The following is a 17,388-nucleotide window of genomic DNA, read 5'->3' as shown; positions in this document are numbered from 1 at the left end:
TCGAGGCCGGGGCGCTTGCCTTCGGCGCGGGTCAAGCGGCCAGTGCCTCGGCGGGTTCATCCGCCATTGCCTCGGTATCCTCCGGGGCGTCCTGCTCCGGGCCTTCTTCCTGCGCGGCCTCCTGCGGGCCTTCGGCCTTGAAGATGGCGGGCATCCAGCCGGTGCCATCGGCCAGCCGCTCGGCCTCGCTGGCAATGTCGGCCTTCTTGAGCTTCGCCAGCCGGGTGACGAATTCCGGTGCAAACGCGCCCACGGCATCCAGAATCACGGCCTTGGAAACGTGCTTGAAGTAGCCTTCTGCGGTCGGCTTCCACCATGCGGCCATGTCGAGGCCCACGGCCTGCGCCAGTTCCTTGCCGGGCTGGTGCGGCGTGGCACGGGGCGTCACCACGTCCACCGTGGAAGCCACGCACACGGCCAGCAGCCGCACCAGTTCGTCTTGCGACTTCGCCAGCAGCGCGGCGAACAGTTCGGCGCTGTCCTCCGGCAAGGCTTCACCGGCTACCTGTTGCAGTTCGCGCAGCGCCACGGCGGCAGGCGATTCCGGCCAGTCCGGGGCCATGCCTTCCAGCCGGTCTTGCGCCGTGAGGCGCACGCCGAGTGGCAGTCCATCGCCGTAGGCGTCGGGCTGCAAGACCTTCTGCACCATGCCATGCACCAGCGCGGCCAGCGCGACCTGCGGATGCCGGGCGACTTCGATTTGCAGCGCCGCCGTGCGGTGGGCGCTCAACCGCTGCGCCAGCCGGTCGGACAGGCTCGCGGTCTTGGGCGCGTCGTCGGCATCCTCGTGCTCGTCGTTGGCGGCTTCGCCTTCGGTACTGCCGAAACCGCGCCGCAGCTTTTCCAGCGTGCGCAGCGCCTTGGCCTCGGCTTCGCGCAGCAGGCCGCGATGAATGACGGCCTCGCCGTTGCGGTCGATGGTGACGATGGCACCGGCCACCTCGCGCACCTCGGGGGCATAGCCTTGTAAGGCGTCCTCCGCGTCTTGCAGTTCGCTGACCACCTGATCGCGCCGCTGTTCCAGCTTCTCGGCCTTGGCCTCGTCCTCGGCGTCGCAGGCTTCTTCCAGTTCGGCGTCGATCTTTTCGAGGCGGGTTTCCAGCGAGGCGATGCGGCGGGCCTCGCGGGTGGTCGGCTCGCGGCGGTGGCGCGGGGCGTTCTGGAACACCTGCCGTTCCTCGTAGGCCAGATGCGGCACGGCCTCCACCCATGCCCAGCCCTCGGCGCGCACGTCCTCGGCCAGCGTTGCCAGCTTGTCGCGCACCAGCGTTTCCAGCACTCCGGCGTCGGTGAGGTAGGTTCCGGCATCGCCTTCGGCGAACAGGTCGCGGCGGATGCCACCGCCTGCCTGCCGGTAGGTGTCCAGCCCGACGAAGCGCACCAGCGCGTGCGTGGCGTCGATTTCGCGCTCGGTCAGGCGCTCGCGCAGCTTGGACGGGCTGCGCTGCCATTCCGGCGCACCATAGAACGCGGCCTCCTGCGCGGCGTGGTCGTCGGTGATGGTCAAAGCCATCAACTGTTCCAGCGTCACGCTACCGGCCCGGTAGTCGACCATCAGGCGCGGCGAGACATTCGCCAGCTTCAAGCGGCGCTGCACCACCAGCGGGGACACGCCGAAGTCGGCGGCAATGTCCTCGATGGGCCGGCCTTCCTTGACCAGCGCGGCGAAGGCCGCGAACTGGTCGGCGGGGTGCATGTTCTCGCGCTGCACGTTCTCCGCAAGGCTGACGGTGCGGGCGGAAGCGTCGGCCACCAGCAGGCACGGCACTTCGTAGTCGGCGGGGATGCGCTTCTTCTTCGCCAGCAGCTTCAAGGCGGTCAGGCGGCGGTCGCCTGCCACCACCTCGTAAGCCTCGCCATCGGCGGCAAGAATGACGATCAGGTTTTGCAACAGGCCGATGCGGGCAATGCTCGCGGCCAGTTCGGGGATGGACTGGCGCGGGGTAGTGCGGACATTGCGTTTGGAACGGCGCGGCAGCAACTGCGACAGCGGAACCAAGATCAGGTTCTTGGTCGGGTCGGCCACTTCCAGCGGTGCGGCGGCTTCGATGGCGACGGTTTCGGTTTTGAGTACGGCGTTCATGGTGATAACTCCTTGCGGTTGGGATGCAGCAGCGAGAGAAGCGGCAAGGGCTGCTGCCTGCCCCTGCCGCGTGGGGATTCAGGCTTTCAACTGGCGCAGGCCATCGGCCAGCAGCCACAGGGCGCGATTCAGGCGCACGCTTTGGTCGATGCCCTGCACGGGCCGGGTGGTCTGGCGGCGGCCATTCGCGGCGCGGGCGGACAGGCCGCCTTTGGTCAAGTTCTCCTGCGTGCGGTTGAACACGCTCCACAGGTCGCGGCGGTCGTCGTCATGGCGGCGCGGCATCAGGATTTGCGATTCCGTGATGGGTGCAGGCTTGTCCTCGTCGTACTTCAACGCCAGCGCAGCGCGGGCGAACACTTCCGATTCCCCTGCGTCCAGCGTGATGGCTCGCATGGCATCGCGCGATTCCTGCGCCCGGTCGAAGCCGTGCAGGACTTCGTAAGCGCCTTCGATGACCTGCGCCGCCACGTCGCCCTTGTGCGGCACGCGCACGTCGGCCACGGTGTCGCCGCAGACAAGGCCATTGCTGCAAACGAAGCGGAACATCCCGGCCAGCATCTGATAGCTGCTGGTGCCGTCATGGGAGTTCAGCAGGATGATTTCGTTGGCCTCGCGGCCGTTGATCTGGCTGGCGTGGCGCAGCCGGATCATGTGCTTGGTGTAGTCGCGGCGGTCGTCGTGGCGCACGCGGGTCTGCGTCACCATGAAAGGCTCGAAGCCTTCTCCGCGCAGTTCTTGCAGCACGGTCGCGGTGGGGATGTAGCTGTACCGCTCGGAGCGGCTTTCGTGCGGGGCGTCCGCGAAGATGGACGGGGCCACGGCCCGGATTTGGTCGTCGGACAAGGGACGTTCCGAACGCAGCACCGGGGAACGGGAAGCGAAGCGGGATGCGAGTTGCATGGCATTTCTCCTGACAAAGAAAGAAGGGTTTGCTGTTCACCGCACACCGGATTCCTAGATTCGGAGCCCAGCCTTTCGGCTGTTTGGTGCGGTCGGCACGAGGAACCCGGTTGGCCCTGTTGCCACCGTCTTTCCTGAGTTCATCGCCCGCGACGGTCAGGAGCGCGCGAACGGGTGCCGTCAAGGAGGCAAGCGCAGGGTTGGTGCGGCCCGCAGCGAAGCGAGGACACGGCCCTGCGCGCCTTGACGGCACACGGGCGCGGGCTACAGTCGCGGTGAAGGTGATGAAGTCAGGGGAGACGGCTGGACAAGGCAACGGCCCCTCAACACGCCGACCGCACGGCAAGCGAAGCGCGCAGGCCCGAAGCTGGAAGCCGGGCCGGAGGCGTCAGCCGAGCGGAGCGAGGGAACGATGGAAGCCCGAAAGGGCGAGACGCCGCAGGCGGCTCGATGCGAAGCACGACAGCGCGACCGGCCATCTCCCAGTGGCCGGGGACGCCCGAACTTCAACGCCAAAGAAATAAAAGGATCAAGACGAGCACACGCAAGGCATCGTGGATCTGCTGCGGATGCGGTCTGGCCGATCCGGCGTAGCCGGGTCGGCGGTCTTTGAGGGGCGCCAAGCATCGTGCGGCGGGGATAGCCCGCAGGGCTTTCCCCTGGAGGCAAGCGAAGCGCGCAGCGCCGCAGGCGCGAAGGCATCGGCACCGGGCGCAGCAGAAAAATAGTGCGCCGCCCCCCGAAGGGACGACTCACCGAAGTCAACGCGGCGCGATCAGCTCGCCGCCGGCGCCGTCATCGACTGCAACTGGTCGATCACGCCAGGTTCAACGAACACGCAAACCTGCTCGTCTGCGATCGGCACGTTGAACACTTGCGCGAACACCGTGCGCCGCAGATGGGCCAGCCGGCCCGTCCGGTACGCCTGGTCGGGCTTCATGCGGCCACCGGCCTGCGAGCCGCTGCGCTGCGGATCGCATTCGACCAGTGCGACAAAGCCATCGTCGGAGAGCTTCTGATGCTCGGGGCACAGGCCCCAGCCGGTCGCCGTGTGGCGCTCCATGCTCGCGCGCAGGCGCTTGTCCAGCAGGATGGCGCCGGTATCGAACGCCGTGCCGCAAACGAGGCAAACATGCTGTTCGAGGGAAACGTGTGATTTGTTGTTCATGACGATCTCCGGTTGCACGGGCGGAATTGCCCGGAACCGTCGCCCTCACGGCGCAGCGCAGCAGTCAGGGGTCGCAGACGGCCGCCAGGACGCAAGCGCGCAAGGCGCGCGCAGCCCTTGCACGGCGAGAACGCCGTGATACGGTGAAGGGACACAGCAAGACCGCCCCCTCACACCACCTCACGCACGCGGGGTTTCCGGCAAGCGGAGCGCGCAGGCCCGGATCAGCGAGCCGGGCCGGAGGCGTCAGTGATGGAAGCCCGCATGGGGCGAGACTCGCCCAGCGAGGCTCGATGCGCAGCGCGACGGCGGCACGCCGGGACGCAATGCTCTGTAAATGAAAGCTGGTTCGCGTATCACCGATACGGCCATCGCGCGGAGCGGCGCTGCGATGCCTACGGACAAGTCGTTGTCGATCTTTGCGCGCCATCCAGCTTCCGATGGATCAGCGACACCAGCGTCAAGATATCCAACGCATCTTGTTCAGATATGGGCCAATTCGTCTTCGGTGCATGGGCCAAGGGGTTCCTCACAGCGCCGAACAGTCCGATCAGCAGGTTGGCAAAGCCTCTCTGCTCGCTCTTTTCGGATTCGGTGCTCAGTGGGCCCAAGACCAGCACCGGCTGCTGACCAGCGAACGCCCTGTTCACCAGCTCAGCACCGTCGCCGGTCAAGCCCGACAGCGTGCGAATTCGTTCGGCAACACCCTTGCTGGCCTCGAAGACTGCGTGAAAGTAGTTCTCGTCCAGCAACTCGGCGCGGCAGTAGTTCAAGACCTCAGCATGCACGACGCGGCTTTCGAGCGCAGCCTTGAGGCGGCCTGCGCGTGCGCGGGCCGCATCCAGCGTCGTCGCTTTATCGGCATATCCCACCTGGCCGTCGTCGCGGACATAGAAGCCCGAGAAGGCCAGCACGACATTGAGTTCATCGCGCCGCCAGGCGAACGTCCCAGGATCTCGCGCGTAGTTCACCGGATTCATCGCGCGGTTGATGAACATGATGAGGTGATTGCCGATCTGGTGCTTGTTCTGTACCTCGGCGAGCGCGTTGAACAATCGCTTCCACTTCGTCATGCCCGGCGATGGGTCGGCAATCTCCATCTCTTGAAGCAGCCGCGCGATCTGCGTGCCACTCAGGCCACGCTCGGTGTCGGCAAGAACACGGCAGGCGGCTTCAAGGTGCTGTGAGCTAAAAGGGACGATGCGCGCAGCCACGACCGATGCTTCCGTGTCTATCGAAGGGCAACATCGAACGGCGCATGCACCGAGCGAAACGTGGTGAGGATGCGGTCGCGGGCTGCATCCATTTCATAGGCGACGCGATCGCTGAGAATGTAAGTGGGGCAGTCCTTATTGCCGCATCCACAGTGGCGAATCTCGCCTTCCCGAAGGCGCGAGACGAAGATGCGGCGCAATTCATCGACCTGGCGCACGACCTGCGCCAGCACCGTGCGAACGCGCTGGTCCCGGATGTGATGGATCGAGGGGATGCGCCTGATTTCCGTGCCTTCGCGGGTTCGCCAAACGCCGGTGTTGAGGGCGCCGATGGTGTCCTCGACGGCTTGCTGGAAAGCTGGAAGCGAACTCTCCTGCTGGAACGGCGTGCGAAAGGCCGGCCGGTCGAACACCGCAGCCATCAGGCCCAGCGCATCGGCGTCGGACAGGTCGGGGAAGTCGTCAACGAACTTGCGGATCTCCGCTTCGGCTTCGGGGAACTCGACGCCCCGAACGAAGCGATGCAAGAGGTATTCGCCGCGCAGGCGCAGGTTCTCCTCAAACTCGACGCTGGACCAGATCGTCACATGCTCGACGCCGAGCGCCGCAGCGGCGTCGGCGATCCGTGTTCGGCTAGCGTCGGAGACAGCACCGCGGCAGACGAACTTGAAGGTATCCGGCTTGCCTCTGGCAATCGCGACAGCCTTTTCCATATCGGCGCGGGCCTTCGCCAACGTCAGCGTGTCGCGGTTGGCGCACTGGATGATTGTCTTGCGCGCAGGCAGGTCGTCGAACTCCTCGACCCCGGAGATGTCTCGCCCCTGGTCGCCGCCCGACTGGCCATGCCAGATCAGTTCCCGCCAGCCAGCACGCACGTGGTAGGCAAAGACGAGGCGCTCAAACTGAACGCCGCTGTAGTCTTCAAAGTGGATCGGATGAACGGTACTCGCCATAGGCATTGGGCATCACGCTGCGTGGACAGGGGGCGACGATGGCATCGGCTGCACGGCCAGCCGCAGTCCCATTGCCTTGAGAATGGCCGGCACGCCGCCGAACGCCTGCGCCATGTGGTGCAGCACGGTGAGCAGTTCGGCCCGGTTGCCGTCTTCCAGAGTGCCGTTGATGACTTCGAGCGCAAACGCCGGATCGTTGCGGTACAACTCGGCCATCGCCTCGTCATGGGGTTTGCTTCTCATCGTCACCTCGAAGTCACCACGCACGCATTTTGAACAGTCGCCCTTGTTCACTCTCGTCGTGCAGAGTCACGACAATCTCGTCGGCGCCAAATACAGCTTCATCGTCGTGAGGTCGCAAAGGCAGGTCTGAGTCAATCAGCGTGATGATGGGTTGAAGCCCCAAGTCGGCATACCGGCGAATGACCGCCAGCAGATTCTCTTTCTTGCGATCATCCAGGGACTCGAATACGCCGTCGTGGTAAACGAAGCGCGGGAACTTGTCGTCCAAGTGGGCTCGCAGGATGGCCAAGTCAAAGGCGATGCACAGCAGTTTCCTGTACGTGTGCCCAAGGTCGGCGCTGGTTGCGTTGCCTGATTCGTCAAGAATTTCCGCCCTGAACTCCAGATGCCCCGCTTGGTTCGGCGATACGCTCAGCAGCGCCTTGCGGTCGATCACCTCTTCGACAATCTCGCTGAAGAACACGCGGATTGCTGAGAACAAACTGTTCTGATCGGAGTTCTGCTTCTCGACATCCGCCTCGATCTGGGTCTGTAGATGCCCACGCTCTTCGGTCAACGCCCTGATCTCGGTTCGCAACTCCTGCAAACGATGCAGGAAGCCGCGTTGACGCTCCAGGGAAGTGATGTCAGCGCGCAGCGTCACCATCTCGTCCGAGACCTGCTTGTACTTGCCAAAGATGTCGGTTCCACTCAGAAATGAAAGCATTTCCGAGCGTTTTTTGCCCAAGGTATTCAGTTCTGCATTGATGCGCTTAAGCTCAGCTTCGACCTCTGCGCGTTCTTCCTGCAGATAGCCGCGGCGCTCATCGGTAATTGCCCGATTAAAGGCAATCAACTGCTGGAAGTCTTTCTTGATCTGCCCCTTGAACAGGACGCCGGCTTCCTCGAACAGGCGCTGCGCTTCGTCAGGGTTGAAGAGGATCTGATCCTCTTCCAGCGAGGTGATGATCTTCTTCTTGTTCTGGTTGAGCGAGTAGCGTTCGGCATTGAGCGACGCGATGCGTTCGTCGATGTCATCGACCAACTGTTTGGTGCTGTCCTTGTCCTGGGCGCGGAAGTCGAAGGCGTCGAGCAGTTTCTGCTTTTTCTCAGCCTCTTTCTGCTTGAGCAGCAGGATGCCCTCGATCTTGCTGATGTCCTCAATGGACCCGCCCAGCTCGTTCTTGATGGTCTGCGCGGTGGACTGCTTCTCCGCAAGCTGCTCTTCCTTCTCGTAGTGCTTCGCCACGAGTTGAGCGTCAAAGCCGAGAACGTGAGCCAGGAAAGGCTTCCAATCCGAATGCGCAGCCGCGAACTTGCGCAGATGAAACACATCGCGGAAATCATCCTGGGAGCGCAGCAGGTAGCCCAAGCCTTTGCGGAACGCCCAAGGCTTGAGTGCGCGCCAGTCAAGCAATCCATCCAACAGGTCACGCGCCCGCTCGAAGGGCATGTCCTGGTGATCCCATTCGACCAGCGGTAGCCCCGACAGGTCCTGATGCCCGGCCTCATGGCGCTTGAAGCTGATCTTGGTGGCTTCTTCCACACCGCGCCGAATCGTCACGAACGAAGCATCTTCCAGCTCGATCTCTAGGAAGAAGATGAAGTCCTTGAACAATTCGACGTGTTTGAAAAGAAAGAACTTGGGATCGCGCTTGGCAAGGAAGCCAAAGTCGAGCAAACGCCCAAGCGTGGTCTTGCCGAGGTTGTGGGTGTCCTTGTTTCGGTTCTCCGGCAGGCGAATTTCAGCCATGACGACGTTCAGGCCCTGGACGAACTCCACAGGCTCGAACAAGTCAGGCTTGCTGGAATAAAGTCTAGACAGCTTCATTTGGCCCCATGTACTCCACGGCGTCGGTCTTGGGGCGATATTCGATCAGGCCCATGAGATACAGAAAATTCAGTGCCGGCAGGAACAGCACGTCCCCGCCGACGACACTTTTTTTCGCAAACTTGCGCAGCACGTCGTACTCATCCACGCGCCGGGCCTTCAGGCGAGCCAGCAGCAGCAACGAGACGTTGATGACCGTGCGATCAGGATGAGAGTGCTTGGTCGGCCGCAGCATCGCCCACCTCCCCGATATCGCAATTCCAGTACATGTAGAACAGCACGGCGCGAGTCAAGCGCTTGTGGGCGTGCTGCCGCAAGACAGGATCGCGGTTGAACAACAGGTCCACCAGATACTCCATGACCTCGTCGAAGGTCTGGTAGTCCTTGCGCTTGGCGATGATCTTGAGTTGGAACTCATCGACCACCGACTCGTACATGCGCAGCAGGTCGAGGTTTTCCGGTGCTGCCAGGAAAGCCCGAATTTGAGCCGTCTCCTTCAGGTACTTCCGCCGCTGCGCCTTGGCGTAGTCGGCACTCATGTTGTTGAGTGCGTTCTTCTGCTCGTAGGTCACGCGCGCAGTCGGTGGATCGTCTAGCAGTGCGACCACGCCGTCTTTCTGGCGCGCCAATGCCTGCACTACTTCGGCCAGATCATCGGGGCTGACGATCAACGGCGAATCGACCGGATCAAGGTCTGCTTCCCTCGCAACCTCAGGGAAGCGCTTCAGCCAGATTTCCAGTTGCTCCAGTCCGCAGAGATAGATCGACGAGGCGGGAATGCCGCACTGAGACGCGATGTAGTCGCGTATCTCGGTTTCGGCATTGCCTGCCAGCCGACGGTTGGCGAACAGCATGTAGTGATCGAGCTGCTTGACCTCACGCAGTTTCTTGACACGGGGAATTTCTTTGCCCAGCACAGTGTTTGCGGCTGTCGTGCTGAAGAAGTCGGACTCGGAGAAGTTACGGTTATAGCCGTTGGTATGTTTGGCCTGGACGATGGTTGTCCCGACCCACGGGGCCGTCTTACTCGGGTGCAGTTCCGCCGTTCCCATGAACTTGGCATCGCGCCCGCCATCAGGCCCTTTTGCGAATCCCTGGACCGAAACCCCGAGCAAACGCTGGCATAGGAGAACGATCAGTGTCTCGAACTGGCCATCACTGAGGTCTTCGTATGCAAATTTCATTGCGGTTCTGGCTCGCTCGAATCGTTAAGCTGCGACCGTGATGCCGGCGGCGTGCGCACGCCGCGCCGGCCGAACGACGATCTCGACGTGCTGGTCCAGCGAGACAAGCGCCTGCATCAAGCGTTCAAGTGAGATGTTTTGCAGCTTGTAGCGTCGCACCTGAGACACCTTAGGCTGTGTCATGCCGGTGATGTGAGCGGCTTCGGTCTGGCTGAGGCTGCGCTTGTCGATCAGCTCGTTCAGCTTGACCGCCAAGACGGCTTTCGCCGACAGCTCTTCCGCGTCGGCGAATCCGAGGTCGGCCAGCACGTTGTCGGTGCCTTGAGGATGGTCTTTGCGCGTCATCACGATCTCCCGCTCGCACCATATCGGGCGAGCACTGCCTTCAACCGCTTCTCGATCAACTCCACGTCCGGCTGCGGTGTGGCGATGCCGGACTTGGACTTCTTCTGAAACGCATGCAGAACATGCACGGCATCGCCGATCCGCACGGTGTAGACCGCGCGGAAGGTATCGCCGCGATGGTCCTCCACCAGTTCATAGACCCCCGACCCCAGCCCCTTCCAGGGCTTGGCCGACTCAGGGGTTCGGCCCAACTGAACAACGAACAGCGCGACACCCATGTCCTTCTGCACAGGGACAGGAAATTCCTTGAAGTCCTTCTTCGAGGAACCCTCCCAGTACAGAAGCTTGCGTCTCTCAGACATGAAGTATACCCGTTCGGATATATGACGCAATGGATGCCCCAACCCCGCACCAGCAGGCTCCCCCTCTGCGCTCCCGTGGTACCACCCGAATGTCGCCTAGCAGCGTCACCGGCGCTGCGCGTGACGCAGCGGATGCACAACGCTTGCTCATGCCGTGGCCTCCTCTGCGCGACGCGCGCCGGTGATGGTCTTGCGCCGGTTCGCCACCAGCTCGGCGGCCTGACGCACCGGGTCGTCTTCGGTGTGGACGTAGCGCATGAACATCGCCACGGTCTTGTGCGCCGTCAGCGCCATGCCGACCTTGACCGGGATGCCCGAGTTGGCGATGTCGGTCGCCGAGCGGTGGCGGATGCCGTGCGTGCCGACGTGCGTCGCACCGGCGGCCTTGAGAGCACGGCACCAGCCCCCGTAATACTCGCCTGTGGTCAGGTGCTTGCCGGGATGGCGCGGCGACGGCAGGACGTAGGGCATGCCTTTTTGGCGCGGCGCTGTCGAAAGCAGCCGGTAAGCCTCCTCGCTCAAGGGCTTGGACATGCCGCCGGTCTTGCTGTCAGGCCAAACCACGCGCCGGCTCTCCAAGTCCACCCAGGTCCATTCGAGCGTGACGATTTCGGAGCGGCGACCGGCGAACTCGAACTGCAGGCGGATCGCCAGCGGGATGACGTAGTTCTCCAGCCCCTCGACCTCGATCCGGTCGAGGTGCCGGAACAGCTTGCTCATGTCCTCGTCGCTGATCAGGTGGGTCGCCTTGCCGTTGGGGAACATCGGCACGTGCCGGCACGGATTCGTGCCGTCGGGCCGGTAGCCCCACACTTCGGCCAGGTTGAACATCTTGCGCATGACGCTGAACGCGCGGTTCGCCTCGGCGGGCTTGTGGGCCATCTTCTTCATCGCGCTCGCCACGTCCGGCCGCTTCACGTCCTGCACCTTCATGCGGCCCAGCATCGGAACGATGCAACGGTCGATGACGCCTTGGTAGCCTCGGCGGGTGCTGGGCTTGTTGCGCTGCTTGGAGTGGTCCTCCATGAACTTCGCGCACAGTTCCTTGACCGTGGGTGCCTTGCGCGCCTCGGCCTTGTCGGCGCCGGGATCGCCGCCCCGGCGGACCTGGGCCAGCCATTCTTGAGCCAGCGAGCGGGCTTGTTCGATCGTCAGCTCGCCGTAGAGGCCCAAGGCCGGCTTGCGCCGCTCGCCGGCATTAGTCCGGTACTGCAGCATGAAGACTTTGCGACCCGCCGGTGTAACCTTGCACAGGAAGCCGGGGACCAAGGTGTCGCGCAGTTCGACGGCCTGCGCCTGGGGTTGTGCCGCATCGACAGCGGACTTGGTGAGTTTGATTTTTGCCATGATGACTCCTTGAACGACCCCGGTTTCCAGGGGCCACGTGGGAGCCACGCGGCAGGGAACTGGGTCAAGTTTCGGAAAGCACCGGCATATCTTGGACTCGCCTAAGTTGTTGATAAACCTAGTAGAGCGGGTTCAGGCGTAATCCAGCGGAAGACGGTGCGGGAGTCATGGTGAAATGAAAAAGGGCCGCAGAAATGCAGCCCTTTTCGTTACGGCAGCTGCAATTTCAGCCCGTCATCAGCAAACTGCAGAACCGCTCGATGGCGACATTGCCGCCACTGATGAGGATGCCGACACGCTTGCCCTGAATCTGCGCCTTCATCTTGCGCGCGACCGCCAGGCCCAGACAGCCGGTCGGTTCGACGACAAGCTTCATCGTCGTCGCGAACGAGCGCATGCCGTCGACGAGTTCAGGGTCAGTCGCGGTGATCACGTCGTCGACGTCTCGACGGATGATCGGAAAGGTGTAATGCCCGAGATGCTGGGTCTGCGCACCATCGGCGATCGTCTTCGGTGTTTCGATGTGCACGATCTCGCCGGTGCGAAACGACTGCTGGCCGTCGTTGCCGGCTTCGGGCTCGCAGCCGTAGACCTTGCACGCCGGCGCGAGCGCCCGTGCCGACAAAGCCGAACCTGACAGCAGGCCGCCGCCGCCGAGGCTCACGAACAAGGCATCGAGCGGTCCGACGTCCTCGAACAATTCCTTGGCTGCGGTGCCCTGCCCCGCGATCACGTTCGGATGATCGTAAGGCGGAATCAGCGTCATGCCACGCTCCTGCGCGAGCTCTCGCCCGATCTGCTCGCGGTCCTCGGTATAGCGGTTGTAGATCAGCACGCTCGCGCCATAGCCCTTGGTCGCGGCGATCTTGTTCGGCGGCGCATCGTGCGGCATGACGATGGTGGCGGGCATGCCGAGCAAACGAGCGGACAGCGCGACCGCCTGCGCGTGATTGCCCGACGAGAATGCGACCACGCCTGCCCTGCGCTGGCGCTCGTCGAATTGCGAGAGCGCGTTGAACGCACCTCGAAACTTGAATGCGCCGATGCGCTGCAGGTTCTCGCACTTGAAGAACAGCTGCGCATCGAGCTCGGCATCGAGCAGGCGCGAACGCATCACCGGCGTGCGATGCGCATGGCCGAGCAAGCGCTCCGAGGCCGCGACGACATCATCATAAGTGGGGAGTGCCCGCAGGCTATCGATACTGGACACGATCAAAACTCCGCTCGAGGAGAACGCATCATGATACTCGCCTGCGTGCATGCCAGACGCAGCCACAAACGAAGGAGGCGGTACCGGACTGAACCGAGAAGTTCGTCCGACACCGCCCCCGCTTCAAACCTCAACAGCTATCGCAACACGAAGCAGCGCTTACTTCTTCGCCGGATAGACGATGCTCTTGTTGTACGGATAGAAGGTGTTGAGCTTCAGGTGCTGATACTTCAGGCCTTCGAGGCGAACCGTGCCGAGGAAGGGCTGGTCGGGCTCGACGAGCAGGATCGTCGGCGCGAAGCCGTTGTCGTCGTAGCCGCGACGGAAGTGCACGCGCGACTTGATCGCAAAGCCCTTGAAGTCCTTGATGTTGATGCCGAGGTTCATGAAATCCTCGGGATCGGTGTTCTGGTGCAGGTAGGGGCTGATGATCAGCACGTTGCCGTCACCGAACTTGACGCTGACCCAGAGCTGCGAAGCCGCGGCACTGCCACGACGGCCGAGGCCGCCGCTGACCGTGTTGACGGTGCCGACCACGCGCACCGGCTCACCAGCCGACTCGTCGAGCTTGCCGCCGACCATCATGTCGAACTTGTCGCCGACCTTGACGCCCTTCTTGCGCAGCTCTTCGATCACATCGTTGTCGGCCACCGTGCCGATCAGGGTCTTGCTGAGCTTCTGGTCGATGACCTGCTTGAGCAGCCAGGTCGCGGCGCCCGAACGGTCGCTGTGATCGGCCAGCACGAACGGCGTCTTGCCCTTGGCGATGGCTTCCTTGGCGAGCTTCACGCCTTCGGTCATCGAATAGACCTTGGTGCCGGAGACAAGCTGCTCACGCAGGCGCCAGGCGGTGTTGGCCATGTCGTCGGCGATCTTGTTCGCGAGCTCCGGATTGCCATTGGTCATCACCTGGAAGGTCATGCCTGCATCGACCACGTCGGCGAATGCGAAGCCGTAGTAGAAGTTCACGTAGACGTCCGGCGAGCGGGCTTCCCAGACCAGTGCGCGCTGCACGAGGTCCATCCACGGCGAAGCGCCCGTCCACTGCAGCACCGACGCCGTGATGATCGGCGGCTTGCGCGTCGCGGTGGTCGGCTTGTAGTCACCGCGGATCGAGCGGATCAGCGTGCGCGCAGCGCGCTCGCCTTGCAGCTGGCCGTCGTAATGCGGGTAGTACTTGATCGTGAACGCGAGGTTCGCGTACTTGAGGAACTCGTCGTCTTCGTTGCCGTGCGGATCGAAGGTGCCGACGATGTAAGCCTTCGGACCGATCGCTTCACGCACGCGACGCGCGATCACCGCTTCGGGCTTGGCCACGTCCTTCACGCCCATGGCGCCGTGCAGCGACAGATAGGCGCCGTCGAACGGGCCCTGGGCCTTCAGATCCTTGATCATGTTGTCGACGAAGTGATCGAAGGCTTCCTTGGTGATCCAGCCCGAGCCCGAGCCCTTCTTCGAACCGAGCGGCGATTCGATGCCGACGAGTTCGACGTTCGCATGCTCGCGAGCCACCTTCACGAAGCCGCCGATGTAACCGTTGGGCGACGATTCGAGCAGCGCTTCACCACGCGCGGGCGAGCCTTCGTAGATGAAGTCGTTGGTGGTGGTTTCGTACGGCAGGAAGGTCACGGTCTCGTGCGAGAACTGCATGACCGCGATGCGGATCGGCTTCTGGTTGGAGCCCGAAGAGGATGAGGCCGCCTTCTTCGCCGTCTGCTGTGCTTCGGCTCCGAAAGGCAGCATCGCCAGCACGCTCATCGCGAGCGTGAATATTCCACGTCTTGAAATTTTCATTGTCATCTCTCTGTGATTCGCCTCTATGAATCTCTATGGAAACCGCTAGGGATAGCTGACGTTCTTGCCGTACGGATAGAAATCCGTGAGCTTCATGTGCTTGTAGTCGAGCGCTTCGAGGCGCACGGTGCCGACGAACGGCTGGTCCGGCTCCACCAGCAGAATGGTCTTGGCGTAGCCGTTGTCGTGATAACCGCGGCGGAAGTGCACGCGCGACTTGATCGCGATGGCCTTGAAGTCGGCCGGGTTGATGCCGATCTCCATGAAGGCTTCGGGATCGGTGTTCTGGGACAGATACGGGCTGATGATCACCACGTTGCCGTCGCCGAACTTGACGCTCACCCACATCTGACCCGCGGTCGAACCGATGCCCGCCGACATGCCGCCGCTCACCGTGTTGACCACGCCGGTGATGCGAATCGCCTTGCCGGCCGAAGCCTCGAGCCGACCGCCGATCTCCATGTCGAATTTGTCGCCGACCTTCACGCCCTTCTTGCGCAGCGCTTCGATGGCGTCGAAATCCGCAATCGTACCGAACAGCGTATTGCCGAGCTTCTGCTTGATCCCCTCTTCGAGCAGCCATGTGGCCGCGCCGGTGCGATCGCTGTGGTCGGCGAGCACGATCGGCGTCTTGCCGGCTTTCATCGCGTCCTTGGCGAGCTTCACGCCTTCGGCCATCGAGTAAACCTTGGTGCCGGAGACGAGCTGCTCGCGCAGGCGCCAGGCGGTTCTGGCCATGTCGTCGGCGATGCTGGTCGCCAGCTCCGGATTGCCGTTGGTCATGACCTGGAAGGTCATGCCGGCTTCCGACGAATCCATGAACGCGAAACCGTAATAGAAATTCACGTAGACATCGGGCGAACGCGCCTCCCAGACCAGCGCGCGCTGCACCAGATCCATCCACGGCGACTGGCCGGTCCACTGCAGTACCGACGGCGTGATGATCTTGGGCTTGCGCGTCGCTGCCGTGGGCTTGTAATCGCCGCGAATGCAGCGGATCAGCGTGCGTGCCGCGCGCTCACCCTGCAGGTAGACGTCGTAGTGCGGATAGTACTTGGAGCAGAACGCGAGGTTGGCGTACTTGAACCAGTCCGCATCCTCGTTACCGTGTGGATCGAAGGTGCCGGCGATGAAGGCCTTGGGGCCGATCACGGCACGCACGCGGCGCGCGATCTCGACTTCTGGCTTGGCGACGTCGCGCACGCCCATGGCGCCGTGCAGCGACAGATACGCGCCATCCCAGGGGCCTTGCGCCTTGAGCTCGGCGATCATCTTGCCGACGAACAGCTCGAAGGCCTCCTTGGTGATCCAGCCGGTCGCGGTGCCGCGCTTGGGAAACAGCGGCGATTCGATGCCCACGAGTTCGACGTTGGCATGTTCGCGCGCCACTTTGACGAATCCGCCCATGTAGTTCTTGGGCATCGAGTTGAGCAAGGCTTCGCCGCGGGCCGGCGAGCCTTCGTAGATGAAGTCGTCGGTGACCGTGTCGTACGGCAGGAACGTCACGGTCTCGTGAATGAACGTCATCACCGCGATGCGGATCGGCTTCTGGCTCGAACCCGTTTTGCCGCTGGTGGCGGTAGCGGCTTCGGCAGCGACGCTCGCCGGCAGCAAGGCGGCGGCGGGTGCCGCCTTGAGCAGCGAACGCCGGCCCTTGTCGATCTTCATTTCCATCTTGAGCAACCCCGTTCTGCTGGGTGCGCCGGGAGGCGACACCCGTGATGGCACTTGGCCTCAGGCAACCGCCTGCTCCTGACCCGGCCGATAGTTGGCGGCATAAAGCCCCAGGCCCATCAGCGCGATCCCGAGCAAGGCGAACATGTAGAACGCCTCGTGGCTCACGAGCGGAGGCGGCGCATCGAAATCGACCTTCGCGGCCTGGTTGATCTTTTCGAACGCCTCGGCGACACCGTTCTGGTCGGTGGCGCGGAAGAAGGCTCCGCCGGTGGTTTCGGCGATGTCGCGCAGCAGCAGCACGTCGATGTCGGACTCGCGCATCTCGATGCCCGTGCGGTTGCCCTGGTAGTCGTAGATCGGCATCGGCACCTTGCCCTCGGCGCCCGCCGCGATCGTGTAGATGGCCACCGATTCGTCGGCCGCGAACTTCGCGCCCTGGCGCGGATCGAGAGACCCCTTGTTGCTCGATCCATCGGTCAGCAGCACGATGAAGGCACCTTCTCGCGGCCGCTCGGTTTCCTTCCAGCCTTCGGCCAGACGCTTGAGCGAAACGCCGATCGCATCACCGATGGCCGTGCCGTCCTCGATCAGGCCGATCGACAGCCGCGAGGTCTGCTTGCGCAGCCATTCGTGATCGAAGGTCAGCGGTGCGAACGTGTAAGCGCGGCCCGCGAACGTGACGATGCCGATGCGATCGTCCGGACGCTCGTTGATGAAGGCCGAGATGATCGGCTTGATCGCCTGCAAGCGGTTCACGAACACATCGCCGCGCTGGAAATCCTCGGCGTACATGCTCGTCGACAAGTCGATGGCGATGATGAAGTCGTAGCCGCTCTTCTTGTGATCCTTCATCGGCTCGAGAAACTGCGGCCGCGCCATGGCGACGATCAGCAGCGCCAGGCCCGCGTAGACGCAGAGCACCGGCCAGGCCGCGGTCGGCGTGGTGCCCGGCGCATGCCATTCGGCCGCACTCGGAACGACGAGCGCGGTGACGCTGCGGCGCCGGCGCAACAAGGCCATCAGCGGCAGCAGCGCGAGCAGGCACAGCCAAAGCGGATCGTGGAAAGTCCAGCCTGTCATGGCGTTGGCGGAATC

The 17,388-nt window shown here is 63.1% G+C and carries 16 protein-coding genes; all 16 read right to left on the bottom strand.

Annotated features, from left to right (window positions below; all coding sequences use genetic code 11):
- Positions 1–31: 31 nt before the first annotated feature.
- The 16 genes from AC3WUM_RS15140 to AC3WUM_RS15065 all read right to left on the bottom strand — a co-directional run bounded on the left by AC3WUM_RS15140 (position 32) and on the right by AC3WUM_RS15065 (position 17,373).
- Positions 32–2,083 (bottom strand): ParB/RepB/Spo0J family partition protein, encoded by a 2,052-nt coding sequence (locus tag AC3WUM_RS15140; protein WP_492411165.1) that lies wholly within the window; start codon positions 2,081–2,083, stop codon positions 32–34.
- 78 nt (positions 2,084–2,161) lie between these two features.
- The gene (locus tag AC3WUM_RS15135) at positions 2,162–2,986 is read right to left on the bottom strand and encodes a DUF932 domain-containing protein (protein WP_011805831.1); all 825 of its coding nucleotides are present in this window, start codon (positions 2,984–2,986) and stop codon (positions 2,162–2,164) included.
- 775 nt (positions 2,987–3,761) lie between these two features.
- Positions 3,762–4,154 (bottom strand): ATPase, encoded by a 393-nt coding sequence (locus AC3WUM_RS15130; RefSeq protein ID WP_492411164.1) that lies wholly within the window; start codon positions 4,152–4,154, stop codon positions 3,762–3,764.
- A gap of 395 nt (positions 4,155–4,549) precedes the next feature.
- Positions 4,550–5,368: a TIGR02391 family protein gene (locus tag AC3WUM_RS15125; RefSeq protein WP_209672971.1), complete on the bottom strand. Its 819-nt coding sequence runs from the start codon at positions 5,366–5,368 to the stop codon at positions 4,550–4,552.
- A gap of 17 nt (positions 5,369–5,385) precedes the next feature.
- Positions 5,386–6,327, bottom strand: coding sequence for a hypothetical protein (locus AC3WUM_RS15120; RefSeq protein ID WP_492411163.1), 942 nt, complete (start codon positions 6,325–6,327; stop codon positions 5,386–5,388).
- 6 nt (positions 6,328–6,333) lie between these two features.
- Positions 6,334–6,564 (bottom strand): helix-turn-helix domain-containing transcriptional regulator, encoded by a 231-nt coding sequence (locus AC3WUM_RS15115; protein ID WP_492411410.1) that lies wholly within the window; start codon positions 6,562–6,564, stop codon positions 6,334–6,336.
- A gap of 13 nt (positions 6,565–6,577) precedes the next feature.
- On the bottom strand, positions 6,578–8,374 hold the full coding sequence (locus AC3WUM_RS15110; protein ID WP_492411162.1) for a DUF2326 domain-containing protein: 1,797 nt from the start codon (positions 8,372–8,374) through the stop codon (positions 6,578–6,580).
- A complete protein-coding gene (locus AC3WUM_RS15105; protein WP_094853047.1) occupies positions 8,361–8,609 on the bottom strand; it encodes an ABC-three component system middle component 8 in 249 nt (82 codons plus the stop codon). Before AC3WUM_RS15105 ends, AC3WUM_RS15110 begins: the two co-directional genes overlap by 14 nt.
- Positions 8,578–9,558, bottom strand: a complete 981-nt coding sequence (locus AC3WUM_RS15100; protein WP_492411161.1) for an ABC-three component system protein — start codon at positions 9,556–9,558, stop codon at positions 8,578–8,580. The genes AC3WUM_RS15105 and AC3WUM_RS15100 overlap by 32 nt, the downstream gene beginning before the upstream one ends.
- A 24-nt stretch (positions 9,559–9,582) precedes the next feature.
- Complete coding sequence (locus AC3WUM_RS15095) at positions 9,583–9,903, bottom strand: helix-turn-helix domain-containing protein (protein WP_014646104.1); 321 nt, start codon at positions 9,901–9,903, stop codon at positions 9,583–9,585.
- Complete coding sequence (locus tag AC3WUM_RS15090) at positions 9,903–10,265, bottom strand: type II toxin-antitoxin system RelE/ParE family toxin (protein ID WP_492411160.1); 363 nt, start codon at positions 10,263–10,265, stop codon at positions 9,903–9,905. Before AC3WUM_RS15090 ends, AC3WUM_RS15095 begins: the two co-directional genes overlap by 1 nt.
- Positions 10,266–10,412: 147 nt before the next feature.
- Positions 10,413–11,612, bottom strand: coding sequence for a tyrosine-type recombinase/integrase (locus AC3WUM_RS15085; RefSeq protein ID WP_492411159.1), 1,200 nt, complete (start codon positions 11,610–11,612; stop codon positions 10,413–10,415).
- A 226-nt stretch (positions 11,613–11,838) separates the two neighbouring features.
- The gene (locus AC3WUM_RS15080; protein WP_492411409.1) at positions 11,839–12,804 is read right to left on the bottom strand and encodes a threo-3-hydroxy-L-aspartate ammonia-lyase; all 966 of its coding nucleotides are present in this window, start codon (positions 12,802–12,804) and stop codon (positions 11,839–11,841) included.
- Between the two features lie 177 nt (positions 12,805–12,981).
- Positions 12,982–14,487: a M81 family metallopeptidase gene (locus AC3WUM_RS15075; protein ID WP_492411408.1), complete on the bottom strand. Its 1,506-nt coding sequence runs from the start codon at positions 14,485–14,487 to the stop codon at positions 12,982–12,984.
- Positions 14,488–14,661: 174 nt separating this feature from the next.
- The gene (locus AC3WUM_RS15070; RefSeq protein WP_492411406.1) at positions 14,662–16,158 is read right to left on the bottom strand and encodes a M81 family metallopeptidase; all 1,497 of its coding nucleotides are present in this window, start codon (positions 16,156–16,158) and stop codon (positions 14,662–14,664) included.
- A 192-nt stretch (positions 16,159–16,350) separates the two neighbouring features.
- On the bottom strand, positions 16,351–17,373 hold the full coding sequence (locus AC3WUM_RS15065; RefSeq protein ID WP_492411158.1) for a VWA domain-containing protein: 1,023 nt from the start codon (positions 17,371–17,373) through the stop codon (positions 16,351–16,353).
- Positions 17,374–17,388: the final 15 nt, after the last annotated feature.

This window comes from Hydrocarboniphaga sp. FW305-C-57, from assembly GCF_058783045.1.
The sequence above is the reverse complement of the archived record's forward strand: the minus strand, read 5'-3'. Positions and strand labels throughout refer to the sequence as shown.